This is a genomic window from Inquilinus sp. OTU3971, from assembly GCF_038440215.1.
The window spans coordinates 1-24,904 of the sequence record NZ_JASATH010000054.1; the positions used below are offsets into that span (position 1 = coordinate 1).

The following is a 24,904-nucleotide window of genomic DNA, read 5'->3' on the forward strand; positions in this document are numbered from 1 at the left end:
GGCAATCCAGAGACTGCGTCGAGCCCTTCTGGATGCCCGGGTCGAGCCCGGGCATCCAGAATGGGACGGTCAGCCTGACCTCAGATCGAAGGATCCGCGTCTTCCCCGGCCCGTTTGGCCGAGCCGGCGAAGCTGGTGATGGCGAAGGACTCCAGGAGGTCGATCGCGGCGTCGCGCGGCATGGCACCGGTGTCGATCGTCAGGTCCGGCGTCTCTGGCTCCTCGTAAGGCGCCGAGACCCCGGTGAAGCCCTGGATCTCGCCGCGGCGCGCCTTGGCGTAGAGGCCCTTGGGGTCGCGCTGCTCGCAGATCGCCAGGTCGGCCTTGACGAAGATCTCGCGGAAGCCGTCGCCGATCACATCGCCGGCCAGGGCGCGGTGCCAGCGCTCCGGCGAGATCAGCGCCACGATCGCGATCAGCCCGGCCTCGGCGAACAGCCGTGCCACCTCGGCCGCGCGGCGCACATTCTCGGCCCGGTCCTCGGTCGAGAAGCCGAGGTCGCGGCCGAGACCGGTGCGCAGCGAATCGCCGTCCAGCACCGTCGCCTGCCAGCCGCGCGCGAACAGGCGCGATTCCAGCGCCGTCGCCAGGGTCGACTTGCCGGCGCCGGACAGGCCGGTCAGCCAGACCACGCCGCCGCCATGGCCGTTGGCGATGCGCCGGGCGGCGGCATCGACCCGCCGCTCGGTCGGGAACAGGAGCCGGCTGTCGCCGGTGGCGTCGAGGATGGTGACGCCGCCCACGACGTCGTAGCCGTCGACCAGCACGCCGCGGCCGGTGCCGGGCAGATCGGCATGGCGGTCGAAGGCCATGGCGGTGCGGCCGACCACCTCGATCTCCGCCGTCTCGTTGCGCCGCACCAGCTCCGCCGTCCGGGTCTCCAGCGTGTGCACCTCGACCACATGGGCGATGCGCTCGACCGTCACCGTGTGCTCGGCGGTGGCCAGGCGCAGCGTCAGCCGCGCGCCGGGGCGCAGCGGCTCGCGCGCCAGCCAGAACAGGCGCAGCTTCAGCCGGGCCGCCGTCGCCGGCGCCTCCTCGACCAGGGTCGCGATCTGGCCGCGCTCGACGAAGACCGGCGGGTCGAGCGTCAGCCCGACCGCCTGGCCGGCCTTGGCCGTGGTGATCTCCGCCGCCGGCCAGCTCTCGATCGCGGCGATGCGCGCGACCTTGCCCGAAGGCGCGAAGCGCAGCGTCTGGCCGACCGCGAGCGCACCGCTCTCGATCCGGCCGGCGACGATGCGCCGCTCGTCGAACTTGTAGACGTCCTGCACCGGCAGGCGCAGCGGCTGGTCGACCGGCGACGGCGCGGCCTCCAGCCCGTCCAGAGCCTCGACCAGCGAGGGCCCGTCATGCCAGGGCATCAGCGCCGAGCGGGTGGCGATGTTCTCGCCGTGCCGGGCGGCCAGCGGCACCACCACCGCGGGGGTGATGCCGACGCTGTTCAGATAGGCCGAGATCTCGTCGACCACCGCCTGGAAGCGGGCCTGGTCGTACTCCACCAGGTCCATCTTGTTGATCGCCACCACCACCTGGGTGATGCCGAGCAGTCCGAGGATCAGCGCGTGGCGGCGCGACTGCTCCAGCGTGCCCTCGCGGGCATCGACCAGCAGCAGCGCCGCATCGGCCCCGGCGGCGCCGGAGACCATGTTCTTGAGGAACTCGGCATGGCCCGGCGCGTCGATCAGCACATAGCGCCGGCGCGGGGTGCGGAACTGCACCTCGGCCGTGTCGATGGTGATGCCCTGGTCGCGCTCCGACTGCAGCGCGTCGATCAGGAACGACCATTCGAACGGCATGCCGCGCTTCTTGCTCATCGCCTCGACCGCCGTGACGCGCTCGGGGCCGAGCGTGCCGGTGTCGTGCAGCAGGCGGCCGATCAGGGTCGACTTGCCGTGGTCGACATGGCCGGCGATGACGACGCGCAGGGTGCGGGCGGCGGCCAGCGCCGGGTGCAGGGCCACGATGCCGTCCATCTTACATGTATCCCGCGCTGCGGAGACGCTCAAAGCCGTCCTCGGTCTCGTTGTCGATGATGCGGCCGGAGCGTTCGGAGACCTTGGTGGTCTCGAGCTCGGCGATGATCGCCTCGATCGTGTCGGCGTCGCTGGCCACCGGCAGGGTGATGTTCTTCTCGCCCAGCGAGCGGTAGCGCAGCCCGTCCTTGGCCAGGTACAGCGGCACGATCGGGATGCCCTCGCGCTGGGTGTAGCGCCAGACGTCGATCTCGGTCCATTTCAGGATCGGGTGGATCCGGACATGGGTGCCGGGCTCGAACCGGGTCTTGTACTGGCCCCAGAATTCCGCCGGCTGGTCGGCCACGTCCCAGGCACCCTCGAAGCTGCGCGGGCTGAACACCCGCTCCTTCGCCCGCGTGCCCTGCTCGTCGCGGCGGATGCCGACGATGATGCCCTCGAAGCCCTCGCGGTGGACCACCGCCTTCAGCCCCTCGGTCTTGCGCGCCGCCGCCCGGCCGCCGGCCGCCAGGGTCGGATCCATGTCCTCCTCCGGCGGGCAGTCCTCGATGATCAGCGGCAGGTTCCAGTCCCGCACCAGCTTGTCGCGGAACTCGTAGACCTCCGGCAGCTCCATATGGGTCTCGAGCTGGATCAGCGGGAACGGGATGTGTCCGAAGAACGCCTTGCGCAGCAGCCACAGGATCAGGGTGGAGTCCTTGCCGATGGACCACAGCAGCGCCAGCCGATCGATGCGGGCGAAGGCCTCGCGGAGGATGGTGATGCTCTCCGCTTCGAGTTCGTCGAGATGATTCATGGCCTAAAGGAACGTGACTGGGGAGGTGGCAGGGTCGGCGGTGCGGTGGATACCGCATTCGGTCTTGTCTTGGCCAGACCAGCGGCCGGAGCGCGGGTCTGCGCCCTGCGCGACCCGCTCGGTACAGGGCATGCAGCCGATCGACAGGAAGCCGTCGGCCTCCAGCGGATGGCGGGCCAAACCCCGGCCCTCGAACTCCGCGGCGATCCGGTCGGGCGACCAGCCGGCCAGCGGGTTGATCTTGAATCGGCCCTCGTCGGCCGCCCATTCCACCGCCGGCAGATCAGCGCGGGTGAGCGCCTGGAACCGCTTGCGGCCGGTGATCCAGCCGCCGAAGCCGGACAGCGCCCGCTCCAGCGGCTCGACCTTGCGCAGCGCGCAGCATGCGTCCGGGTCGCGCTGGAACAGCAACAGGTCGGGGTCTCGTCTGGCGATCTCAGTGGGGTCGGGCCTGACCGAGCGCACATCCTCGAGTCCGAGCTGCGCGACCAAGCGGTCGCGGTAGCGCAGAGTCTCGCCGAAATGCCGCAGCGTGTCGAGGAAGATGACCGGCGTGGCCGGTGCGACCTCGGCCACCAGGGCCAGCAGCACCGCCGATTCGGTCCCGAAGGACGACACCAGTGCGACGCGTCCGAGCCTGGAATCCGCCAGCACCTTTTCGATCAGCGCACACCCGTCCAGCCCGTCGAAATCGGCGGCGATCAGCTCCTGTTCGAGCTGCGAAGGGACAGCAGCAGAGGCGGACATCGGGTGCTCATTCTCGGCAATTGCTCCTACTTTACTGTAAAATAGAGCGCATTTGCTGATTGACTGTGTGTGAATCCGTGGACTAATGTCAACCATCAATTGTGGATAGAACGCCGCCGCCGATGTCCGCCGATCTGCCCGCCGCCCCCGCGGCCCCGCCGAAGCTTTCCGCCGTCGAAGGCGTGAAGGAACAGAGCCGATTCCTGCGCGGCGGCATCGCCGCCGACCTTGCCACGCCCGGCATCTCGGTCACCGAGGAAAGCTATAACCTGCTGAAATTCCACGGCAGTTATGAGCAGTACGACCGTGACACAGCGACCGCGCGGAAAAAGCAGGGGCTGGAGAAGGAATACCAGTTCATGGTCCGCGCCCGCATCCCGGGCGGGCGGATCACGGCCGAACAATATCTCGCCCTCGACGCCATCGCCGACAGATATGCCAATGGATCGGTGCGAATTACCACGCGCCAGGGCATCCAATTCCACGGCGTGCTGAAGGGAAATCTGAAGGCAACGATCGCCGACATCAACCACTCGATGCTGACCACCATGTCCGCCTGCGGCGACGTGGTGCGCAACGTCATGACCACACCGGCGCCGATCCGCGATGCAGTGCATGCGAGGCTAGAGGCGGACGCCCGTTTCCTGTCGACGCGGCTGCTGCCGAAGAGCCGGGCCTATTACGAGCTGTTCCTCGACGAGGAGAGCCAGGCACCGGCCGAATCAGTCGACGAGCCGCTGTACGGCGCCACGTACCTGCCGCGGAAGTTCAAGATCGGCCTGGCCGCGCCCGAGGACAACACGGTCGACATCCTGACCCACGACCTCGGCATCCTCGCCGTGTTCGAGGGCGACCAGTTGCAGGGCTACAACCTCAATCTCGGCGGCGGCCACGGCCTGACCCACACCAAGCCCGGCACCTATGCCCGCATGGGCTCGCCGATCGCCTCGGTCGGCCCGGGCGAGCTGCTGCAGGGCGCCGAGGCGGTGATCCGGCTGTACCGCGACCACGGCAACCGCGCCGACCGCAAGCGCGCCCGGCTGAAATACGTGCTCGACGACATGGGGCTGGACTGGACCCGCAAGGAGCTGGAGCGCCAGTTCGGCCGGGTCCTGGCCGACCCGCTGCCGCACGCGCCGCTCCAGGTGCCCGACCATCTCGGCTGGCACGAGCAGGGCGACGGCCGCTTCTGGCTGGGCCTGCCGGTCGCCAGCGGCCGGATCCAGGACGGCCCGCAGATCCGCCTGCGCACCGCGCTGCGCACGCTGTTCGAGAACTGGGCCAAGCCGGCGGTGCTGACACCGCAGCAGGACATCCTGATCGCCGACATCGCGCCGGCCGAGCGCGACGAGATCACGGCGCATCTGCGCAGCCACGGCGTGGTCTTCGCCGAGGACCTGACCGCGGTCCGCCGCTGGGCCCTGGCCTGCCCGGCCTTGCCGACCTGCGGCCTTGCGCTGTCCGAGGCCGAGCGCATCCGCGAGCCGCTGATCGATTCGGTCGAGGCGGCGCTGCGCAAGCACGGGCTGATCGAGGAGCGGATCAGCATCCGCATCACCGGCTGCCCGAATGGCTGTGCCCGCCCCTATGCCGGCGACATCGGCCTGGTCGGCCGCACGCCCGGCACCTTCGCCCTGTTCGTCGGCGGCGATTTCGAGGGCACGCGGCTGAACACCAAGCTGACCGAGAAGGTGCCGGAGGCGTCGATCGCCGACACGCTGGACCCGCTGCTCGGCGCCTTCGCGCGGGAACGGCTGCCGGGCGAGGGCTTCGGCGACTATTGCCACCGCCAGGGTGTCGAGAAGCTGGCCACCCTGCTGCCCGGCGGGAAGGCGCTCTGATGCTGCCGATTTCCCTGTGCCCCGAGGCAGTGCCGGTCGCCCTGGTTGGCGCCGGCGACAAGGCGGTGCACCGGCTGGCCCAGTTGGACGAGGGTGGCTTTACCGTCGCCGTGTTCTCGGACGCGCCGTCGCGCGATCTCGTGTTCGCCGCCGGCGACCGGCTGCGTCGCCGCCTGCCCGGCGCGGCCGACCTGGGCACCCAGCGTCTCTTGCTGGTGGCCGATCTGGACGAGGGCCGCGCCGCCGACCTCGCCCTCCTCGCCCGCCGCCTCGGCCTGCTGGTCAATGTCGAGGACCGGACGGCTTTGTGCGATTTCCACCTGCCGGCGATCGTCCGCCGCGGCGACCTGGTGGTGGCGATCTCGACCGGCGGGCTGAGCCCGCGCCTGGCCGGCCGCCTGCGCCGCGCCGCCGAGCGGCTGATCCACCGCGACTGGGGCGCCCGCCTGGCCCGGCTCGGCCTGCTGCGCTCCGAGCTGCGGGCCCAGGGCAAGGGGCCGGCGGAGATCGCCCGCGCGATCGATTCGGTGATCGACGGCGAAGGCTGGCTGGGCCGGCCGGGAGCCTGATCCGGACGGGCCGCCTGAGCTCTCTCCGCGGCCCGAACTATGTCCCGTCATGGCGAGCCCCGAAGGGGCGCGGCCATCCAGGAATCGAGCCGCTGGATCGTCACGTCCCCGGCCCAGCGCTTTCGGGCGCAACATTGCTGCGACGTCCGGCGCCCGCATCTCATCCCCCGGCAACGCTTCCCGCTGCGGAGAGCTTGTCCCGAAACTCGCTGTGCTCATGATCCCTCCTGGCTGTCGTCAGGAGGGGTCAGTTTTCCATGTCGCCTGACATCTGAGCGCCTCTCAATCACGTCCCCATACGCCCATCAGCATCTTGAGAAATCGCTCCGCCGCCGGCGACAGGCTGCCGCCGCGACGGCGAACCACGCCGATTGTTCGCGATATCTCGGGATTGCGGATGGGTCGGGTGATCAGAAACGGATGGTCTTCTTGCGGGGTTGCCATTCGTGGCAGCACCGAAATCCCCAGGCCTGCCTCCACCAACCCGAGGGAGGTGGACAGATGGGTCACCTCGTAGAACCAGCGAAGCTTGATGTTCGATTTTGCGAGTGCCGCGTCGAGCAGGGTTCTGTTGCCGCTTGATCGATGAACCGTGATCAGATGATAGGGCTCCAGTTCCGCCCACCCGACCCATGGTTTGGCCGCAAGAGGGTGATCCTTGCGCGCTGCAAGCACGAATGGGTCTTCCGCGAGCCGCTCGAAGGTCAAGTCCGGATCCGACGTGCCCATGATGTTTATGCCGAACTCCACCTCCCCGCGTGCCACGGCTTGAAGACCGTCGGTCGCCGGCAAGTCGAGGATACGAAAGCGGATGTTCGGATACTCCTCGTTGAACTGCCGGATGACGGTAGGCAGGAAGTAGAATGCCGCGGTGGGGAGGCATGCGATCGTCACCAGTCCGCCTCGATTGGGTCCAACGTCACGGACAACAAACAGAGAGCCATCGAACTCCTCCAGCATGCGTCGGACGAGCGGCACGAGCTCCGTACCGAGAGCCGTCGCGGACACATGCCTGGTTGTCCGTTCCAGGAGAGGCGCCCCGATAACCTGCTCCAGTTTTTGAATGCGGCGGCTCAGCGCGGGCTGTGACAGATGCAGGGCATCTGCCGCGCGATGAAAGCTCTCCAACTCCACGACGCCCAGGAAGGCTCGAAGGTCGAGGATCTCGCAATTAATGCTCATTTCGCATCAATCCCCTGATTCTTGGCATTTCACAAATAAACGCCTCTTCCGATAATTGGATCAAAGAGCGCCGATTGATAAGGCGATGACATAAGTTCGGAGGAAGCACAAGCGATGAACGACCTGTTGGCGATCCCTTGCGTTCTGATGAGAGGCGGCACCTCAAAGGGCCCGTTCTTCTTGGCAAGCGATCTCCCCGCGGCTGCCGGTCAGCGTGACAAGATCCTCCTGTCCGTCATGGGCTCGGGTCATCCGTTGCAGATAGACGGCATCGGTGGCGGCAACCCGGTCACGAGCAAGGTGGCCATCGTCGGACCTGCCAGCATTCCCGGCGCCGACGTGGATTATCTCTTTGCCCAGGTGCGGGTCGACCAACAGATTGTCGACACCTCTCCGAACTGCGGCAACATGCTGGCTGCGGTCGCCCCGTTTGCCATCGAAGCCGGACTTGTCCCGGTTCGTGGAGAAACGACGCTCGTCCGGATCCATAACGTCAACACCAGCAAGCTGATCGAGGCCGAAGTTCCCACTCCAAACGGCAGCGTCTCCTATCTCGGTGACGCTGCAATTGACGGCGTGCCCGGCCGTGCGGCGCCGATCGCATTGACCTTCATGGACGCAGCGGGGGCTCGCACCGGACAGCTCTTTCCCACTGGCAAGCCGGTCGACTTGATCGATGGCGTGGCTGCCACCTGCATCGACTGTGCAATGCCGATGATGTTGATCGAGGCGGACTCGATCGGCGCAAGCGGCTTCGAGTCAGCGGCTGAACTCAATGCTGATAAGGAATTGCTAGGACGGCTGGAAAAGCTGCGCATCGCTGCCGGCGAACGGATGGGCCTCGGAGACGTGTCCAATCAGGTAACGCCGAAGCCGGTGCTGATTTCCCGGCCAATGTCGGGAGGCGACATCAGCGTACGGTATTTCATGCCGCATCAATGTCATCCGTCGCTCGCAACCACGGGCGCCGTAGGGATCGCCACAGCTTGTATCAGCCAGGATACGGTTGCTTCGCTTCTGATCGGCAGGCGTGCCCCTCCAGTCGTGCTTTCCATAGAGCACCCAAGCGGCCACCTGGACGTCAAGCTGTATGAAAGGGACGGCAAAGTCGTCGCCGGAATCCTTCGCACCGCCCGCCGGCTGTTCGAAGGACATGTATTCGCAAAACCGGTCGCGCAGCTGGGTTGCGCGGCATAACAACCGTGGCCGCCGGAAGGCGCCACGAATGGGAGGAAAATATCGTGCGCAAGCTCATGCTCGCCCTCGCGGCAACCGTCGCGTTTACCGGTTCCGCGTTCGCCGATCCGATCCGCATCAGCGTCGGCTCTTACAACCTCAACAATCTTCCCTTTCCAGTCGCCCAGGGGCTCGGCCTTTATGAAAAGGAAGGCCTGGAGGTGACCGTCGAAAACTTCGCATCGGGCGGGTCGAAGACGCTTCAGGCGCTTGTTGCCGGCTCGACGGATATCGCCGTCGGCTTCTACGACCATACGATCCAGATGCAGTCGCAGAAGAAGGCTGTCGTGGCGTTCGTGCAGCTCGCCCGCAATTCCGGGCTCGTGCTGGCTGGCGGCAAGGACAGCACTTTCGACCCGGCAAAACCGGAAACGATCAAAGGTGCAAAAGTCGGGATCACCTCGCCAGGCTCGTCTTCCGATTTCTTTGTCCGCTATTACCTGCAGCGCAACGGCTTGTCCGCGGACGATGTCTCGCTGATCGGCGTTGGCTCCGGGTCCGCCGCCGTCGCGGCCCTCGAACAGGGCAAGGTCGACCTCCTCGTCAACTATGACCCGGCAGCGACCTTCATCGAGGCCAGGGGCGTCGGCAAGATCCTGATCGACGGGCGCAGCGACGAGGGCGCCAAGGCGATCTATGGCGGGATTTACCCAACCTCCGTCCTCTATGCCACACAGAGCTATATTGAGGAAAATCCGGAGACCATCCAAAAGGTCACGAATGCGACGGTCAAAGCGCTCGAGTGGATGGACAGCCACTCCGCGGAAGAGATCGTCGACAAGCTCCCGAAGGAGTTCATCTCCGGCGATCGTGATACCTACATCAAGGCGGTCGAGAACGCGAAGGCGATCTTTTCCAAGGACGGCCGTATCAACGAGGAAGATATCAAGGTCCCGCTCGCCGTCTTGAAGAGCTTCAACAAAAACGTTGCGGCGGCTGAAATCGACCTGACGAAAACCTACACGAACGAGTTCGTCGGCAAGGTCCCGAACATCGCCGCCAACTGACAGGAGGAGGTCATGGCATTGGCCGCAGTGAAAACCGCACCCCCGACGGAGAATCCGCATCAAGCAAAGCCGATGGTTTCCATCGGCTCGGTCACCATGTCCTTCGGCGCATATGTGGCCGTGCAGGATGTGAACTTGAGCGTCGCCGACGGCGAGTTTGTCGCGATCGTCGGTCCGACCGGCTGCGGCAAGAGCACTGTTCTCAACGCGATTGCCGGGCTGCTGAAGCCCTCGAGCGGTACTGTCGCCATTGACGGTCAGCCGGTACGCGGGGTCCAAAACGATATCGGCTATCTGTTCCAGCAGGATGCACTGCTTCCTTGGAAGACTGCGCTCGAGAACGTCGAACTTGGCCCCATGTTCAAGGGTACAGGCGCTGCCGAACGGCGCGAGCGGTCGATGCAGTGGTTGGCGAAAGTTGGTCTGAAGGGCTTCGAGCATCGCTATCCCCATCAGCTTTCCGGCGGTCAGCGCAAGCGCGTCCAGATGGCGCAGGCGCTGATTACCGGCCCCAAGGTCATCCTGATGGACGAGCCCTTTTCGGCACTCGACATCCATACCCGCCACCTGATGCAGAATGAGCTGTTGCGGCTTTGGCAGGAGGAACGGCGCGCCGTGGTGATGATTACGCACGACCTCGAGGAGGCGATTGCTCTCGCGGATCGGGTCGTGGTGCTTGCCGCCGGACCGCGCTCGCGCGTGATCGACAGCTTCCCCGTCGATCTCCAACGCCCGCGCGATGTCGCTGAAATCAAGCTCGATTCACGCTTCATGGATCTTTATCGCAACATCTGGTCATCGCTGCGCGGCGAAGTGGAGAAAAGCTATGAACGCCATGACTGAACGCCTCATCCAAGTCGCACTGCTGGTGGCAATTGTCGGCGGCTGGCAGCTGGGTGTCGCGGCGGGCGTCATCGACGTCTTCTTTTTCCCGGCTCCGGTCGATATCTTCAACCAGGTGGTATCCTGGGTGGTGGACGCCGGCTTTTATAGCCATGTGGCCATCACCCTGACGGAAACCGTGCTCGGCTATCTGGTCGGAACGGCACTTGGCGTGGCCGCAGGCGTCTGGCTCGGCCTCAGCCGTTCGGCCGCGCGCATTCTGGATCCTTTCATCAAGGGCTTGAACGCGATCCCTCGGGTCGTGCTTGCCCCCATCTTCGTACTCTGGCTCGGCCTCGGTCTCTGGTCCAAGGTGGCGCTCGCCGTGACGCTGGTGTTCTTCGTCACCTTCTTCAACGCCATGCAGGGCGTTCGTGAAGTGAACCCGGTGGTGCTGTCGAACGCCCGCATTCTCGGAGCCAAGCGGTCGGACCTGCTTCGCCACGTCTACTTCCCGGCAGCGGCAAGCTGGATCCTGTCTTCGTTGCGCACTTCGGTCGGCTTTGCCGTCGTCGGGGCGATCATCGGCGAGTATCTCGGCTCCTCCGCCGGGCTTGGCTATATGATCGCTCAGGCAGAAGGCAATTTTGATGCGGTCGGCGTCTTCGCAGGCATCCTGATCCTCGCGATCTTTGTCCTGATTATCGACAGCATCCTGGACGTCGCCGAGAAGCATCTCATCAAGTGGCGACCGAGCGCTTCCGAACGGCCTGCGTGACGTCAGACGTTCCTTCCGGCGATCAGGAAAGCTCCCGTCACCAGCAGGACCGCGCCGAGGACCGGCAGCCCCTGCGCCGAGAGGGCCGGGGTGCCGGGCTTCAGCTGGTCCGCCGCCAGCCCGGCGACGAGCTGGCTCGCCACCAGGATGGCGATGGTGGGCGCCGCGCCGAGCCGCTGGTAGCCGAGGATCCCGGCGAAGACGAAGAACGATCCGAGTAGCCCCGGCAGCAGGGCCCAGGGGCGCAGCGCCGACACCGCCTCGGCCACGCCGCCCGCGCCGTTGCGGATCAGCAGCAGGCCGAGCAGCACCGTCAGCCCGACGGCGGAGTTGATCACCAGCGCGATCAGCACGGTCGAGGCCGACAGGGTGATCCGGACCATCAGCAGGTTCTGCAGCACCAGGCACAGCCCGGCCGAGACCAGCAGCACGACCGTCGGGGCGACACCCATCAGGCCCGCCCGTCCGGACCGGCGCGGCCGTCGAGCCGCAGCTGCAGGAAGGCCAGGTCGAGCCAGCGGCCGAACTTCGTCCCGACCTCGCGCATCACCCCCGCCGGCTCGAAGCCGAGGCCCTCATGCAGCCGGATCGAGCCGGCGTTGCCGGCCTCGATGCCCGCGACCATGACGTGCTTGCCGAGGGCCCGCGCCCGGAGGATGAGCTCCAGCATCAGCGCCTTGCCGACCCCGCCGCCGCGCCGGTCGCGGTGGACATAGACCGAGTGCTCGACGGTGTGGCGATAGCCGTCCCAGGCGCGCCAGTCGCCGAAGGAGGCGTATCCCGCCACCCGGCCGTCATCGTCGACCGCCACCAGCACCGGATAGCCGAGGCGCCGGCGCTCCGCCAGCCAGGCGGCGCGGTTGGCCGCATCGACCACGGTCTCGTTCCAGATCGCGGTCGTGTGGAGCACGGCGTCGTTGTAGATCTCCAGGATGCCGGCGATGTCGCCAGCCTCGGCGTCGCGAATGCGCATCTCACCCTCACGACAATGGACAGCCCTAGATATGGCTGCCCCGTGGCGCTGTCCATTTTAGTGATACGCATTGCTCATATGGTCCACTATAGTAGCAGGCATGGTGAGCTCCAACGGCATCGACCGGCGCATCGGCGCCCGCATCCGGATCGAGCGTGAGAGCCGCGGCTGGTCCCTCTCCGACCTCGCCGCCCGCGCCTCGGTCTCCCGCGCCATGGTGTTCAAGGTGGAGCGCGGCGAGAGCAGCCCGACGGCCAGCCTGCTCGGCAAGCTCTCCGGCGCCTTCGGCCTCAGCATGTCGACGCTGATGGCACGGGCCGAGATGCAGCAGGGACGGCTGTCGCGGCGGGCCGACCAGCCGGTGTGGACCGACCCGCAGACCGGCTATCTGCGCCGGCACGTCTCGCCGCGCACCGACCTGCCGCTCGACCTCGTGCGGATCGAGCTGCCGGCCGGGCGGGAGGTGCCGATGCCGGCCTCGGCCTATGCCTTCCAGCGCCAGCTGATCTGGGTGCTCGAGGGTGCGCTGGTCTTCGTCGAGGGCGCGGCGCGGCACGAGATGCAGGCAGGCGACTGCCTCGAGCTCGGCCCGCCGGTCGACTGCATCTTCCGGAACGAGAGCGATCGCCCCTGCACCTACGCCGTCGTGGTCCTGCGCCAGCCGTGACGCCTCAGGCCTTGTCCAGCGGGAAGCCCTTGAACGGCTTGATCTCCTTCAGCACGAACATGGTCTGCATCTCCTTGATCCCCGGCAGCCGGCGCACCACCGCCATGGCGAAGTCGGCATAGCTGTCGAGGTCCGGGGCGACGACCTGCAGCAGGAAGTCCGAATCGCCGGCGATGCTGTAGCAGGCGACCACCTCCGGCAGCTGCTGGACGCTCTCGGAGAACTCCTCAGCCTCCGCCGCGCTGTGGCTGTCGATCCTGACCCGGATGAAGGCGAGCACGCCGAGGCCGATCCGGCGCCGGTCCAGCAGCGCCGCATAGCCCTGGATGACGCCGTCCTCCTCCAGCTGGCGGACCCGGCGCCAGCAGGGCGAGGTCGACAGCCCGACCTCGGCCGACAGCGCCTGGTTGGTCAGCCGGCCGTCCTGCTGCAGGGCGGCCAGGATGCGGAGATCGACCGGCTCGAGCATGATCTACCTTGGAGAGGATTCGTCCCGGTAGATCCTACCAGGAAACCGGGCAGACGGCGCAAGGATAGGCAGGATCGACCGGCCCGCGGGAGGTATCCTGCCGTGCAGACAGCATCCGTGAAAGCCGCCATGACCCAGGATCTCCGCCTCGCCATCGTCGTGAACCCCGACCTGCCGCTCGGGCTGATCGCCAACACTGCCGGCGCCATCGCCATCGGCCTCGGGGCCCGGCTGCCCGCCCTGGCGGCGCGGCAGCTGACCGACCGCCACGACCGCACCATCGACATCAGCTCGAACCAGCCGGTGCCGGTGCTGCAGGCCGATGCGGCGGCGATCCGGGCGCTGCTGCTGAAGGCGCTCTCGCAGCCGGGCGAGCGGGCCGTGGTGCCGTTCCCGGCCTTCGCCCGGTCGCTGCACGCCTATACCGAATACGAGGCCGCCTTCCCCGGCCGCGACCTGGGCGAGGAGGCGATCGACGGGCTGGGCCTCGCCGGCCCGGCGAAATGGGTCAAGTCGCTGACCGGCTCGCTGAAGCTGCTGCGCTAGCCCTGCCTCACGCCTGGTCCGGGTCCTCCGGCCATCGCCGGGCGTGCTCAGGGATGGTCACGCCGGGCAAGGCCCGGCTGGTCCAGATGTGGACGGCGTCGCTGAGGTCCAGGGGCTCGTCGAGGGAGCCTCCCTTGATGCAGACCTCGTCCTCCCGGTCCTTGTCGCCGTCCCAGAGGCGCGATCCGCAGGTCGGGCAGAAGAAGGAGACGATCGTCCACCCCGATTTCGCCGGCCGCGACCAGCGGCTGGGCGTGCCGCCGAGCAGGCGAAGGTCGGCGCTGCGGAAGAACGCCGAGATCCCGAAGGCCGAGGCCGACTGCTTCCGGCATTCGCGGCAGTGGCAGACATACAGGCCGAGCGGCGAGCCGGTGAGCTCGTAGCGCACCCGGCCGCATTGGCAGCCGCCGGTGAGGGGCGTTCCGGCCATCGCGTCTCCCATGGACCGTCAGTTCGCCGCCGGGACCGGGCAGCTCATGTCGCCTTCCTCGCAGTTGAGGTAGGCCTTGAAGTCCTCGATCCGGCTCTTGGTCTGGCCGTCCAGGCACATCGCATGGATCATCGGGGCGGCGGTGCCGCCCGCGACGGCGGACGTCTGGAAGTCGCATTCGGCGTCGCGGAAGGACACCCAGGTCCGCTGCGTCGCCACCAGCAACCTGGTCGTGTCCGGATCGTCCTTCAGCCGGCCCGTGATCTCCTTGTAGAGCCTGTTCAGCTCGGCATCCGACACCTTGAACGCCTTGCCGTAGCATTCGTTCAGATCCGCCTGGCCGGCCTGGGCGTTGTCGCAGTCATCGGCCCGTGCGCGGGTCGGGCCGGCGACGGCCGCAACCGCCAGCAGGGCGACGAGGCCGGCGAGTGAAGCACGCATCGACGATCTCCCCATCCTCGGCAGAAATTCTGCTGTCATGCCGGAGTCGTAGCGGCTTCCAACGCGAACTGCCAACAGGGAGTCCGCCATGGCGGAAACATCGATCGGCCCGCCGGCTCAGTCACCATCCGCGAAATAGCGGCCGGGGGTGACGCCGAAGGCCTTGCGGAAGCCGGCGACGAAGGCGCTCGGCCCCTCATAGCCGAGCCGGTCGGAGACCTCGCCGACCGGGGCGCCGAGCGACAGCCACTCCACCGCCTTCAACAGCCGGGCCTGGCGCCGCCAGGCGCGGAAGCTGAGGCCGGTCTCGGACCGGAAGTGCCGCTCGAAGGACCGCTCCGACAGCGCCGCCCGCTGTGCCACCTCGGCCAGGTCGTCGGTCCGCGCCGGGTCGGCCGCCAGATCGGCCACGGCCCGCCGCAGCCGGGCGGATTGCGGCATCGGCAGGTGCAGCGGCGCGATCGGCTCGGTCACCAGCTGGTCGAGGATGACGCCGACGATCCGCCCCGCCGGGCCGCCGGTCGCGGCATCGCGCGGATAGCCCAGCAGCGCCAGCACCAGCTCGCGCAGCAGCGGCGACAGCCGGATCACCGACGGGTCGCGCGGCAGGTGCCGCACCGCCTCGGGCCGCAGGAACAGGTAGCGCAGCGCCGAACGCTGCAGATAGGTGACGGCGTGCGGCACGTCCGGCGGGATCCACAGCGCCCGCTCCGGCGGCACCACGAAGCTGCCGCGCGCGGTCTCCACCGTCACCGAGCCGGAGACGATGTGGAACAGCTGGGCCCAGCGGTGGCTGTGCGCCTGGAAATGCAGCCCGGTTTCGACCTCGCCGGCGAAGGTGAGGACGGGGGCCGGATAGTCCTCCGCCGCCGGCCGGTCGAGATCGGGATGGACCAGATTGTCCGGATGGATCATGGCGACTCGGATACAGAACTCCGGCCGATAGCGCCAGGGGCTGGCGACTCAAATACACAAGTCGACGGAGTGGCGCTAACACGAAAATCGATCTTGGACCTAGTGTGACGCCGGTGACAGCGATCCCCCGCCCGACCAGGGCAGCGTGAGGATCGGCATCCAAAGGAGATCCGAGATGACCATGATCGTTTCACCGCGCGAGTCGCGGGCACCGGCCACCCGGCCGGCGTTGCTGACGACGACCGCCGCCCGCGCCATCGCCTGGGTCGGGCTTCGGCTGCGGATCCGGCGCGACACGGCGAAGCTGCTGGCGCTCAGCGACCACCTGCTGGCCGATATGGGCGTCCGCCGCGACCAGGTCGGGTCCGCCGTCCGCGACGCTTACCGCAACTCGCGGTGACCGGGCCTCAGCCGCGGCCGGCCAATCGCAGCCGGAAGCGGAACTGCAGCGTGCCCTCGCACCACATCGGGAAGTTGGTGCCCCATTTGTTGTTGTGCAGGTTGATCCGCACGCCGCCGGAGAAATCCGGCAGGCCGGGGGCGAAGGGCATGAAGGGCGAGGCGGCCGGGGCCGCCAGCGGCGCGTCGGGCGATTGCAGCAGGGCGGTGCCGCCCTCCGCCAGCCGGCCGCGGATGCCGGACACGGCCTGCAGCTGGCCGCCGCCCCTGGGCGTGATGCGGCCGGCCGGCTGCCACAGCCCCATCTTGCGGAAGTCCCAGCCCTCGATTCCGGCCGGGGTGAAGCCCAGGAAACTCGCCTCCGGCATCCGGTTCGCCGGCTTGTCGCGCAGCACCAGGACGAGGTCGAGCCCGTCTTCGGCCGCTGCGATCCGCAGCTCCGCCCGCCGCGGCGCGCCGAACACGCCATGCGCCTCCGTCGGCAGCTCCAGCAGCAGCGTGGTTCCCGATCCATCCTGCGCCAGCCCGGCCAGGCGCGGCCGCCAGGCGGCGGAGCGCGCGGTCCGCGCCCGCTCCAGCCCCGGCTTGCCGTGGTCCAGCAGCGCCCATTCGATCCGCTGCGTCAGATAGCCCAGCATATGGGCGGCGACATCGGCCGCGTCATAGCTCTCATAGCCATAGGCGATCAGGCTGCCGCCGATCCCCTCCAGCGTCCGGCCATCCGGCGCCGTGAGCCTGGCGATGGCCCCGGTCGTGCCGTCGACATCCAGCCGCCAGTCTCCGGCCCGGACCTCGACGGCTCCGGCCGCCGGCGCGTCCGCCGCGACCGGGTCGCCCGGCCGCAGCTCGGCCAGCGCCTGTTCCGCCGCCATCCGATCGGCCGGGGACAGTGCCTCCACGGCCGCATCGAGATATCCGCGCTGCTCGGCCCAGGAGCTTTCGGTGAAGCGGAAGCGCGGGTCCAGTCGCCGCGCCGCCTCGAACTCCGGCCGGTCCCAGGCGTCCTCATCGCGCAGGAAGGTCTTCACGTCGACGCCGCAGGTGTGCTCGGCGACCATCGCCAGGCGCCGGCCGAAGGCCAACCGACTCGCGTCCAGCCCCTCCTCCGCGAAGCGGTCATAGACCCGCTGCAGCGCCAGGAACCGAGCGGTCTTGTCCGGATCGCTGGCGCTGCCATGGATCCAGCTGTCGCCGATCTCGCGGTCGACCACCGGGAAGCGCTCGCGCTGCGGCCAGATCGCGGCGGCGAAATCGTCCAGGGTCGAGGCCCGGACCGCGGCGCCGGGATTCGCCGCCCGCAACTCGCGATGGCATTCCGCCGCCGCCGAGACGCCCTGCGGCCCGACATTGTCCGAGGTGTGGGCGAAGCTCAGCCCCTGGTCCATTCCCTCGGGGAAGAAGGTGGCGCCGTAGCTGCTCTGATACGCCACCAGCACCTCCTCGCCCGACGGCGCGCGCCAGCGGAACAGCGGCGGCACCTCCGGCAGGGTCGAGGCCGAGTTGACGCCGATGTGCAGGAAGCGGATGCCGGCCTCGGCCAGGATCGGCACGATGCCCAGCGGATGGCCCGGCACGTCGGTCATCTTGGCGGCGATGGTGCTGGTGCCGAAGCGGCGGTCCAGCGCCTGCGCATAGGACAGGCCGGCCCGGAACAGCGCCGGCGACATCAGCTCGGTGTGGGTGGTGAAGGGCAGGCCATGCCAGCGGATCAGGCCGCGCTCGATCGCCCGCTCCAGCCGCCGCACCTGGTCGCGCGGCTGGGTCTCGAGATGGTCCCAGATCAGCCAGGCGCCGGTGGTCCAGACGAACATGCGCTGTGCCGGATCCTCGGCGAAGAAGTGCTCGCCGGTGTCGATCGCGCGCGGGATGAACACCTCGTGGTATTCCCGCCGCACCGTCTCGGCCAGCTGGGTGAAGCCGATGTCCAGATGCGTCTTGAAGACGAGGTGAATCGTCCGGCCGGTCATCGTCTCATCCATGATGGCGTGAGGGGTCAGCCCACGGTGCCGCGGACGACCAGCTTGGTGCGGATCGTCTCGACCAGCGGCGGGGCGGCGCGGTTCTGCAGGCGCTGCAGGATCAGCCGCACCAGCGCGGCCACCCGCTCCTCCACATCGATCTTGATGGTCGTGAGGTCGTAGCTGCGCCAGGCGGCCTGGTCGATGTCGTCGAAGCCGACGACGCTGACCTCCTCCGGCACCTTCCGGCCGAGGGCGTGGCGCAGCGCGTCGAGCGCGCCGAAGGCGCTGACGTCGTTGGCGGCGAACACCGCGTCGGCGCCCGGCCCGCCGCGGAACAGCTCGATGGTGGCGTCGTGGCCGCGCTGGTAGCTGAAATCGCCCTCCACCACCGCGGCCGGCGGCAGGCCGCGCGCCGCCAGCACTTGCTGCAGCGTGCGCAGCCGCGCCGTGTTGGCCTGGGCCTTGGGGTTGCCGGCCAGATAGGCAAAGCGCCGGCGGCCGAAGCCGGACAGGAGGGCCACCGCCTGCTCGATGCCGTCGCGCTGCAGCACGCGCAGGCAGTCGAACCGGTGCATCCCCGATTCCGGCAGCGGACCCGGGTCGGTCGCCTCGTTCGGATAGTCGACATAGACCGGCACCGCCTGGTCGAAGGCGCGGTGCAGCTGGTCGGGCGGCACGTTCTCGGTGAACACCACCACGCTGTCCGGGTTGTAGGCCCGCATATAGGACAGAAGCTTCGGGTCCAGGCTGCGGTCGATCCGGGTCTTGAACAGCAGCGTGGCGAAGCCGCGGTCCTGCAGCGCCGTGGTCAGCGCATCGATCTCCAGGCTTTCCCAGGGGCTGCAGACATGCGGCACGATCACGCCGACCAGATGCGACCGCTGCGTGGCCAGCGCCCGGCCGGCCATGTTGGGGATGTAGTTCATCTCCTCGGCGATGCGCAGCACCAGCGCGCGCTTGTCGGCCCGCAGCGGCGCCTTCGGGTTGAACGCCCGGGACACCGCGGCGCGCGACACCTTCGCCCGGTCCGCCACGATCTCGGCGATGGATTGTCCCCTGGGCTGGTCCTCTCGTGCCACCTGCGCCTCAACCAACTGAAATCGCTTTCATCCACACTGGGCAGACGATCCTGGGCTGTCAAGCGCGGTTGCGCGGGAAGTCGGCTGAATCCCTCGCTTCTGAACGGCTTCCGGATAGGCCGCAGCGACATCCGGGAGATCAAAGCGATCGCGATTGACGGAAAACTGAAAGCGTGTTCACTTCTGCCCGAAGCTGCATCCCGCCTGAAGGATGCGCCGCCATGGGAGGGCACAGCGCATGACCGCACATCGCCTGGGGATTCTCGCCGCCGGCCTGCTCCTGTCCTGGGGCGCGCCGGCACAAGCCGCCGACCTGTCGATCGTCTGCCGCTGCGTCGAGGGCGGCGTCAACACCGAGCTGGCCACCTGGATCAAGACCTGGGTCATTCCCGAATTCGCCAAGACCCCCGCTGGGGCCGGCAACACCGTGACGCTGAAGAGCTTCGGCGGCACCGATGAGCAGCTGACGCAGCAGCTGGCGCTGGACTTCTCCACCGGTGCCGGGGCCGACGTCTCCAGCTTCGACGGCTTCCTGATCCCGAGCTTCGTCGAGGGCGGGCTCCTCAAGCCGCTCGACGAGATCGCCGGCTCCGAGGTCGACGGCTGGGACGGCTGGCCGCACATCTCGGCCGGCGCCCAGGCGCTGATGTCCTACCAGGGCAAGCGCTTCGGCCTGGCCGAGGGCACCGATGTCCGCGTCATCTTCTACCGCCGCGACGTGTTCGCGAAGGCCGGGCTGAAGGCCGAGGACTGGCAGCCGGCCAGCTGGGACGAGCTGCTGGCCGCCGCGCGCGCCCTGAAGAAGGCCGATCCGGACAGCTTCCCGCTGCAGATCAACGCCGGGGTCTCGATGGGCGAGGCCACCACCATGCAGGGCTACTACCCCCTGCTGCTCGGTGCCGGCGAGGCGCTGCAGGACAAGGACGGCAAGTGGATCACCGGCAGCCCGGCGATCCTGGCGGCGCTGAAGCTGTACAAGACCATCTATGTCGACGAGAAGCTGGGCGACCAGCGCGCCCAGCTGCTGGCCGACGGCCGCAACCGCAGCTTCGCCAATTTCCGCGACGGCAAGACGGCGATGCTGGTCGAGGGCGACTGGTTCTACCGCTCGGTCACCGCGCCGGGCAGCGAGTTCGCCGTCGCCGACCGCGACAAGACCATGGGCTGGGCCAAGATCCCGGCCGAGGCGGCGGGGCGCGGGCTGGACGGCCGCGACTTCGTCACCATCTCCGGCGGCACCGGCTTCGTGCTGAACCCGAACACGCAGCACCCGAAGCAGGCCTGGGCGCTGCTGGCCTTCATGAACAGCCAGCCGGCGCTGACCGCCTATCAGGGCTTCGAGGAGCGGATCCGCATCCGCGACGACGTGCCGGTGCCGAACTCCGCCTTCCTGCAGGACACCGCCAAGGCGCTGATGCCGATCACCACGGCCCGGCCGAACGACCCGAACTACGAGAAAGTCTCGGCCGAGCTGCAGCGCATGACCGAGGCCGTGGTCTCCGGCACCGCCACGCCGGAGGAGGCGATGGCCCGCTACGGCGCCGCCGTGAAGAAGATCGTCGGCGACGCCAACACCGTCAGCAAGGGCTGAGGATGGTGCCTGGAATGCCGGCAAGCGTCACCGCCCGCCTTTTGACTTTCCCCTCCCCTTGCGGGTTGCCGGCCTCACACATCGGCGAAACGAGCTTTTTCAAGTCCCCTCTCCCCTTGCGGGAGGGGGGCAGGGGGAGGGGGGACTCAAAGAAGGCGATATCTGGATGCCCTGACCCCGCGAGGGGAGAATAGTGGAGAACCGCCCCACCTTGCTCTCCGCCCGGTCGGGGGCCGCGTTCATGGTGCCGGCCGGGGTGCTGGTCGGGCTGTTCGTCGTCGTGCCGTTCTTCTGGATCATCGCGGTCAGCTTCACCAACCGCACCCTGCTGGGCCGCACCGCGCTGCACCCGGATTTCGTTGGGCTGCAGAACTACACCTCGCTGTTCGACGGCGGCTCGGTCTTCGCCCCCGGCGAGTTCGGCGCCTCGCTGATCCTGACCGTCCAGTTCGTGCTGCTCTCCGCCCTGATCGGCCAGGCCCTGCTGGGCCTGCTGCTGGCCTGGCTGCTGCAGAACGTTCCGCCGGCCCTGAAGGCGGCGGTGCAGGCGGCGGTGGTGGCGGCCTGGATCCTGCCGGAGGTGGTGATCGGCTTCGCCTGGTTCGCCTATCTCGACCGCGACGCCGGCACGCTGAACGGCATCCTCGGCACGCTCGGCCTGCCCCGGCCCGACTGGCTCTTGGAGATGCCGTTCCTGGCGATCGTCGTGTTCAACACCTGGCGCGGCACCGCCTTCTCGATGATGCTGTTCTCCTCGGCGCTGCAGTCGATCCCGCCGAGCTATTTCGAGACCGCCAGTGTCGTCGGCGCCTCGTCCTGGCAGAAGCTGCGCGACATCGCCCTGCCGCTGATCCGCGGCCATGTCGTGACCGGCCTGATCCTGGTGACGATGTGGACCTTCAACGTGTTCACGCCGTTCCTCTTGACCGGCGGCGGCCCGTCCTTCCGCACCGAGATCCTGTCGATCTACACCTATCAGCTGGCCTTCAAGCATTTCGAGTTCGGCCGCGGCGCCGCGGTCGGCGTCGTCATCATGCTGATCAACCTGGCCTTCGCGCTGGTCTATCTCGGCCTGGCGCGACGCCGCAAGGCCGCGGCGGAGCATTGAGATGGCGCTGCGCCCCATCCTCCTCCGCATCCTGTTCGCCGGCCTGGCGGCGCTGATCGGCCTGGTCTTCGCCCTGCCGCTCTTGTGGTTCCTGCTGGCGCCGTTCAACGCCCGGGCCGAGCTCGGCCTGGCGGTGCCGGACCCGTTCACCTTCGGCAACTTCGCCAAGGCGTTCGAGAACGGCTTCGCCATGCGGGCGCTCTTGAACAGCCTGATCCAGAGCGTCGGCGGCGTCGCCCTGGTGACCGCCGCGGCGACGCTGGCAGCCTATGCCATGTCGCGGGCGCCGGTGCCGGGCAAGGGCCCGATCACCTACCTGCTGCTCTTGTTCTCCTCGGTCGTCTCCGGCTCCGCCGCCATGGTGCCGATCTTCCTGATCGTCAGCGCCATCGGCCTGGTCGACACCCATATCGCCGTGATCCTGGTCTTCGCCGGTGGCCTCTTGCCGACCGCGATGTTCATCCTGCGCGACTTCATCGACGGGCTGCCGCGCACCTACGAGGAATCGGCGCTGGTCGCCGGTGCCTCGCCGCTGCGCGCCTTCTTCGACGTCGCCCTGCCGGTGATCCGCCCCGGCGTCGTGGTCGTCGCCGTCTGGGCCTTCGTGCAGATCTGGGGCAGCTTCCTGATCCCCTTCGTCCTGCTGCGCAGCGAATCCCGGATGCCGGCGGCGCTGGCGATCTACTCCTACTACTCCGAGGCCGGGACGCCGGTGGTCACCCTGCTTTCCGCCTATGCCGTGGTCTATTCTGCGCCGGTGGTGGCGCTCTACCTCTTCGTCAGCTGGAAGTTCGGCTTCCGGTTCTTCGGCGGCATCAAATCGTGAGCGAGCGGGAGACCCCATGGCGTCCGTGACCCTGGAGCGCGTGGAGAAGACCTTCGGCGACCTGACCGTGGTGCGCGACATCGACCTCGAGATCGGCGACGGCGACTTCGTCTGCCTGCTCGGGCCCTCCGGCTGCGGCAAGACCACGACTTTGCGCATGGTGGCGGGGCTGGAGCAGCCAACCGCCGGCCGCATCCTGATCGGCGGCGCCGACGTCACCCGCAAGCCGCCGAGGGACCGCAACCTCTCGATGGTGTTCCAGGACTATGCCCTCTATCCGCACATGTCGCTGGGCCAGAACATCGGCTATCCGTTGAAGGTTCGTGGCGCGCCCGTCGAGGCCCGTCGCGGCCGGACGCAGGAGGTGGCCGACATCCTGCAGATCGGCCATCTGCTGGACCGGCTGCCGTCGCAGATCTCCGGCGGCCAGCAGCAGCGCGCCTCGCTGGCCCGCGCCTTGGTGCACCCGTCCCAGGTCTATCTGTTCGACGAGCCGCTCTCGAACCTCGACGCCAAGCTGCGGCTGGAGGCACGGGCCTTCCTCAACCACCTGCAGCGCGACATCGGCATGACCGCGGTCTATGTCACCCACGACCAGGCCGAGGCTATGGCGCTGGCCACAAGGGTGGCGGTGATGGAGGCGGGGCAGGTGGTGCAATACGCCCCGCCGCTCGAGGTCTATCGCCGCCCGGCCACCACCTTCGTCGCCGGCTTCGTCGGCAACCCGCCGATGAACCTGATGCCGGTAGAGGCCATCCTGCATGACGGCGCGGCGTTGCTGGCGGCCGAAGGGCTGGACGCCCCGCCCCTGCCGCTGTGGGACGCGCTGTCCCGGGCGATCCACCATGGGGCCAGGCTGACGCTCGGCATCCGGCCGGAGCATCTGCGCATCGGCGGTGACGATTGGCACCTCTCCGGCGAGCTCTTCGCCAATGAGGGGATGGGGCCGGAGAGCCTGGTCACGGTGCTGCTGCCGGGCGACCGGCGGGTCACCGCCCGGATCTTCGGCGACGAGCCGCTGCGGCTCGACCGCTCGGTCCGGCTCGGCTTCCGGGCCGAGGACGCGGTCTTCTTCGACGCCGAGGGGCGCCGCATTCCCGGCCCGCGGGAGGAGCCGTGACCCAGGCTCTCTCCGTCCGGGTGACGGCCACGGAAGGTCCCTACCGCCCGGTCCCGGTCGAGATCCCGCCCGGCACCACCCGAATCGACGTCGCCATGGCCTATGGCAAGGCCGGCGACTGCATCATCGACCTCGGCCTGATGGACCCGCGCGCCACCGCCTTCCCCAGCCCGGCCGGCTTCCGCGGCTGGAGCGGCGGCGCCCGCGACGGCTTCTTCGTCGCCACCGACGACGCCACCCCGGGCTATGTGCCGGGGCCGATCCCGGCCGGGACCTGGACCATCCTGCTCGGCTTGTACCGGGTGCCGCCGGGCGGCGCCGAGGTGGCGCTGACCATCCGCCTCGACGACGCGCCCCGCCCCGACTGGTCGCCCGAGCCGGCGGCCGAGATACGCCATCCGTCACCCGGCTGGTATCGCGGCGACCTGCATTGCCACACCCATCACAGCGACGCCCAGGGCGGGCCGGAGCTGCTGCACGAGGCGGCGCAGCAGGCCGGGCTGCGTTTCCTCGCCGTGACCGACCACAACACCACCACCCAGCGCCGCTATTTCTCGCCGCGCAGCACCCCGGACCTGGTCTTCATCCGCGGCGAGGAGATCACCACCGCCGAGGGCCACGCCAATGTCTTCGGCGCCGAGGACTGGATCGACTTCCGCATGACCGCGCCGGCCGATGCGCACCTTCTGGCGGGGGCGGTGCGCCGCGCCCGCGGCCTCTTGTCGATCAACCACGACAAGCCGCCGATCCCGTGGCGTCACGATCTGCCGGCGCTGGACTGCATGGAGGCCTGGCAGTCGCACTGGTTCGCCGGCAACTGGATCTCGCTGGCCCGCTATGACGAACGGCTGCGCGCCGGCCGGCGGATCTCCCTGATCGGCGGCAGCGACTGGCACCAGCCGGCAACGCCGGCGCCGTCCGGCCCGCTCGGCCTCGGCCGGCCGGCCACCGCGCTGTGGCTGCCGGAGCTGTCGGAAAGGGCGGTGCTGCGGGCGCTGCGCGCCGGCCGCGGCTATGTCACCGAGGGGCCGGACGGGCCGCATCTCGCCGTCACCACCGGCGGCGTACCGATGGGCGGCACCCGTCTCGGCGGCCCCGACTGGACCGTCGAGGCGGAGGTGCGCGGCGCCGCCGGCGACCTTCTGGTCTGGGTGGATGCCGGCGGTACGGTCGCCGAGCAGGAGATCCCGGCGGAGGACTGGATCGGCCGGCTGACCCTGCCGACGCCCGACCGCTTCCTGCGCGCCGAGATCGTCGCCGTCGCCAGCCGCCCGCGGCTCGAGGCCGAGTTCCTGCAGGCGCTGGAGGGCCGCAGCCTGCCGGCCGGCCTGACCCGCGGCGACATCGCGACCCAGCCGCTGCGCCGGGCGCTCTGCAACCCGATCTATGTCGGCTGAGGCGGCCGGGCCTGTCGTTGCCGACCGC

26 protein-coding genes are annotated in these 24,904 nt (G+C 68.5%); 14 read left to right on the forward strand and 12 right to left on the reverse strand.

What is annotated here, in order from left to right:
- Positions 1-80: 80 nt before the first annotated feature.
- Genes cysC through AAHM41_RS15600 form a run of 3 tightly spaced genes read right to left on the reverse strand, consistent with a single transcriptional unit; the run spans position 81 to position 3,519 of the window.
- Positions 81-1,976, reverse strand: a complete 1,896-nt coding sequence (gene cysC / locus AAHM41_RS15590) for an adenylyl-sulfate kinase (RefSeq protein ID WP_342237475.1) — start codon at positions 1,974-1,976, stop codon at positions 81-83.
- A 1-nt stretch (position 1,977) separates the two neighbouring features.
- Positions 1,978-2,772: a sulfate adenylyltransferase subunit CysD gene (gene cysD, locus AAHM41_RS15595; protein WP_342237476.1), complete on the reverse strand. Its 795-nt coding sequence runs from the start codon at positions 2,770-2,772 to the stop codon at positions 1,978-1,980.
- Positions 2,773-2,775: 3 nt separating this feature from the next.
- The gene (locus AAHM41_RS15600; protein WP_342237477.1) at positions 2,776-3,519 is read right to left on the reverse strand and encodes a phosphoadenylyl-sulfate reductase; all 744 of its coding nucleotides are present in this window, start codon (positions 3,517-3,519) and stop codon (positions 2,776-2,778) included.
- Positions 3,520-3,641: 122 nt separating this feature from the next.
- On the opposite strand from AAHM41_RS15600, the gene AAHM41_RS15605 reads away from it, so the two are divergent.
- On the forward strand, positions 3,642-5,360 hold the full coding sequence (locus AAHM41_RS15605) for an NADPH-dependent assimilatory sulfite reductase hemoprotein subunit (RefSeq protein ID WP_342237478.1): 1,719 nt from the start codon (positions 3,642-3,644) through the stop codon (positions 5,358-5,360).
- On the forward strand, positions 5,360-5,929 hold the full coding sequence (locus AAHM41_RS15610) for a precorrin-2 dehydrogenase/sirohydrochlorin ferrochelatase family protein (RefSeq protein WP_342237479.1): 570 nt from the start codon (positions 5,360-5,362) through the stop codon (positions 5,927-5,929). Before AAHM41_RS15605 ends, AAHM41_RS15610 begins: the two co-directional genes overlap by 1 nt.
- 282 nt (positions 5,930-6,211) lie before the next feature.
- Here AAHM41_RS15610 and AAHM41_RS15615 read toward each other — a convergent pair whose 3' ends face one another.
- Positions 6,212-7,111 (reverse strand): LysR family transcriptional regulator, encoded by a 900-nt coding sequence (locus AAHM41_RS15615; RefSeq protein WP_342237480.1) that lies wholly within the window; start codon positions 7,109-7,111, stop codon positions 6,212-6,214.
- Between the two features lie 114 nt (positions 7,112-7,225).
- On the opposite strand from AAHM41_RS15615, the gene AAHM41_RS15620 reads away from it, so the two are divergent.
- The 4 genes from AAHM41_RS15620 to AAHM41_RS15635 are packed head-to-tail and all read left to right on the forward strand — an operon-like array spanning position 7,226 to position 10,954.
- The gene (locus AAHM41_RS15620; RefSeq protein ID WP_342237481.1) at positions 7,226-8,308 is read left to right on the forward strand and encodes a 4-oxalomesaconate tautomerase; all 1,083 of its coding nucleotides are present in this window, start codon (positions 7,226-7,228) and stop codon (positions 8,306-8,308) included.
- A gap of 44 nt (positions 8,309-8,352) precedes the next feature.
- Positions 8,353-9,354 carry an ABC transporter substrate-binding protein gene (locus AAHM41_RS15625; RefSeq protein ID WP_342237482.1) on the forward strand — a complete coding sequence of 334 codons (1,002 nt, stop codon included), beginning with the start codon at positions 8,353-8,355 and terminating at the stop codon, positions 9,352-9,354.
- 12 nt (positions 9,355-9,366) lie between these two features.
- Entirely contained in the window at positions 9,367-10,197 is an 831-nt protein-coding gene (locus AAHM41_RS15630; RefSeq protein ID WP_342237483.1) for an ABC transporter ATP-binding protein, read from the forward strand.
- Complete coding sequence (locus AAHM41_RS15635) at positions 10,181-10,954, forward strand: ABC transporter permease (protein ID WP_342237484.1); 774 nt, start codon at positions 10,181-10,183, stop codon at positions 10,952-10,954. The genes AAHM41_RS15630 and AAHM41_RS15635 overlap by 17 nt, the downstream gene beginning before the upstream one ends.
- A gap of 2 nt (positions 10,955-10,956) precedes the next feature.
- On the opposite strand, the gene AAHM41_RS15640 is transcribed toward AAHM41_RS15635, so the two are convergent.
- Entirely contained in the window at positions 10,957-11,406 is a 450-nt protein-coding gene (locus AAHM41_RS15640) for a DMT family transporter (protein WP_342237485.1), read from the reverse strand.
- A complete protein-coding gene (locus AAHM41_RS15645) occupies positions 11,406-11,927 on the reverse strand; it encodes a GNAT family N-acetyltransferase (RefSeq protein WP_342237486.1) in 522 nt (173 codons plus the stop codon). Before AAHM41_RS15645 ends, AAHM41_RS15640 begins: the two co-directional genes overlap by 1 nt.
- Before the next feature lie 100 nt (positions 11,928-12,027).
- Here AAHM41_RS15645 and AAHM41_RS15650 point away from each other — a divergent pair, with 100 nt between their 5' ends.
- On the forward strand, positions 12,028-12,594 hold the full coding sequence (locus AAHM41_RS15650) for a helix-turn-helix domain-containing protein (protein WP_342237487.1): 567 nt from the start codon (positions 12,028-12,030) through the stop codon (positions 12,592-12,594).
- A gap of 4 nt (positions 12,595-12,598) precedes the next feature.
- Here AAHM41_RS15650 and AAHM41_RS15655 read toward each other — a convergent pair whose 3' ends face one another.
- Positions 12,599-13,063 (reverse strand): Lrp/AsnC family transcriptional regulator, encoded by a 465-nt coding sequence (locus tag AAHM41_RS15655; RefSeq protein ID WP_342237488.1) that lies wholly within the window; start codon positions 13,061-13,063, stop codon positions 12,599-12,601.
- A gap of 129 nt (positions 13,064-13,192) precedes the next feature.
- Here AAHM41_RS15655 and AAHM41_RS15660 point away from each other — a divergent pair, with 129 nt between their 5' ends.
- Positions 13,193-13,609: a DUF2000 domain-containing protein gene (locus tag AAHM41_RS15660; protein ID WP_342237489.1), complete on the forward strand. Its 417-nt coding sequence runs from the start codon at positions 13,193-13,195 to the stop codon at positions 13,607-13,609.
- A gap of 7 nt (positions 13,610-13,616) precedes the next feature.
- Here the strand turns inward: AAHM41_RS15660 and AAHM41_RS15665 are convergent, their stop codons facing one another.
- The 3 genes from AAHM41_RS15665 to AAHM41_RS15675 form a co-directional block, all read right to left on the reverse strand.
- Positions 13,617-14,039, reverse strand: coding sequence for a GFA family protein (locus tag AAHM41_RS15665; RefSeq protein ID WP_342237490.1), 423 nt, complete (start codon positions 14,037-14,039; stop codon positions 13,617-13,619).
- 18 nt (positions 14,040-14,057) lie between these two features.
- Complete coding sequence (locus AAHM41_RS15670; protein WP_342237491.1) at positions 14,058-14,480, reverse strand: lysozyme inhibitor LprI family protein; 423 nt, start codon at positions 14,478-14,480, stop codon at positions 14,058-14,060.
- Positions 14,481-14,597: 117 nt separating this feature from the next.
- Entirely contained in the window at positions 14,598-15,395 is a 798-nt protein-coding gene (locus AAHM41_RS15675; RefSeq protein ID WP_342237492.1) for an AraC family transcriptional regulator, read from the reverse strand.
- A gap of 175 nt (positions 15,396-15,570) precedes the next feature.
- Between AAHM41_RS15675 and AAHM41_RS15680 the strand changes: the two genes are divergently transcribed.
- Positions 15,571-15,795: a DUF1127 domain-containing protein gene (locus AAHM41_RS15680; RefSeq protein ID WP_342237493.1), complete on the forward strand. Its 225-nt coding sequence runs from the start codon at positions 15,571-15,573 to the stop codon at positions 15,793-15,795.
- 7 nt (positions 15,796-15,802) lie between these two features.
- Here AAHM41_RS15680 and AAHM41_RS15685 read toward each other — a convergent pair whose 3' ends face one another.
- Entirely contained in the window at positions 15,803-17,761 is a 1,959-nt protein-coding gene (locus AAHM41_RS15685; RefSeq protein WP_342237494.1) for a DUF5054 domain-containing protein, read from the reverse strand.
- A gap of 26 nt (positions 17,762-17,787) precedes the next feature.
- A complete protein-coding gene (locus AAHM41_RS15690; RefSeq protein ID WP_342237495.1) occupies positions 17,788-18,834 on the reverse strand; it encodes a LacI family DNA-binding transcriptional regulator in 1,047 nt (348 codons plus the stop codon).
- A 238-nt stretch (positions 18,835-19,072) separates the two neighbouring features.
- On the opposite strand from AAHM41_RS15690, the gene AAHM41_RS15695 reads away from it, so the two are divergent.
- The 5 genes from AAHM41_RS15695 (at position 19,073) to AAHM41_RS15715 (ending at position 24,876) form a co-directional block, all read left to right on the forward strand.
- Positions 19,073-20,425: an extracellular solute-binding protein gene (locus tag AAHM41_RS15695; RefSeq protein WP_342237496.1), complete on the forward strand. Its 1,353-nt coding sequence runs from the start codon at positions 19,073-19,075 to the stop codon at positions 20,423-20,425.
- 193 nt (positions 20,426-20,618) lie between these two features.
- A complete protein-coding gene (locus AAHM41_RS15700) occupies positions 20,619-21,533 on the forward strand; it encodes a carbohydrate ABC transporter permease (protein ID WP_342237497.1) in 915 nt (304 codons plus the stop codon).
- A 1-nt stretch (position 21,534) separates the two neighbouring features.
- Complete coding sequence (locus AAHM41_RS15705) at positions 21,535-22,359, forward strand: carbohydrate ABC transporter permease (protein WP_342237498.1); 825 nt, start codon at positions 21,535-21,537, stop codon at positions 22,357-22,359.
- 16 nt (positions 22,360-22,375) lie between these two features.
- Positions 22,376-23,479, forward strand: a complete 1,104-nt coding sequence (locus AAHM41_RS15710; RefSeq protein ID WP_342237499.1) for an ABC transporter ATP-binding protein — start codon at positions 22,376-22,378, stop codon at positions 23,477-23,479.
- The gene (locus tag AAHM41_RS15715; protein ID WP_342237500.1) at positions 23,476-24,876 is read left to right on the forward strand and encodes a CehA/McbA family metallohydrolase; all 1,401 of its coding nucleotides are present in this window, start codon (positions 23,476-23,478) and stop codon (positions 24,874-24,876) included. Before AAHM41_RS15710 ends, AAHM41_RS15715 begins: the two co-directional genes overlap by 4 nt.
- Positions 24,877-24,904 lie beyond the last annotated feature (28 nt).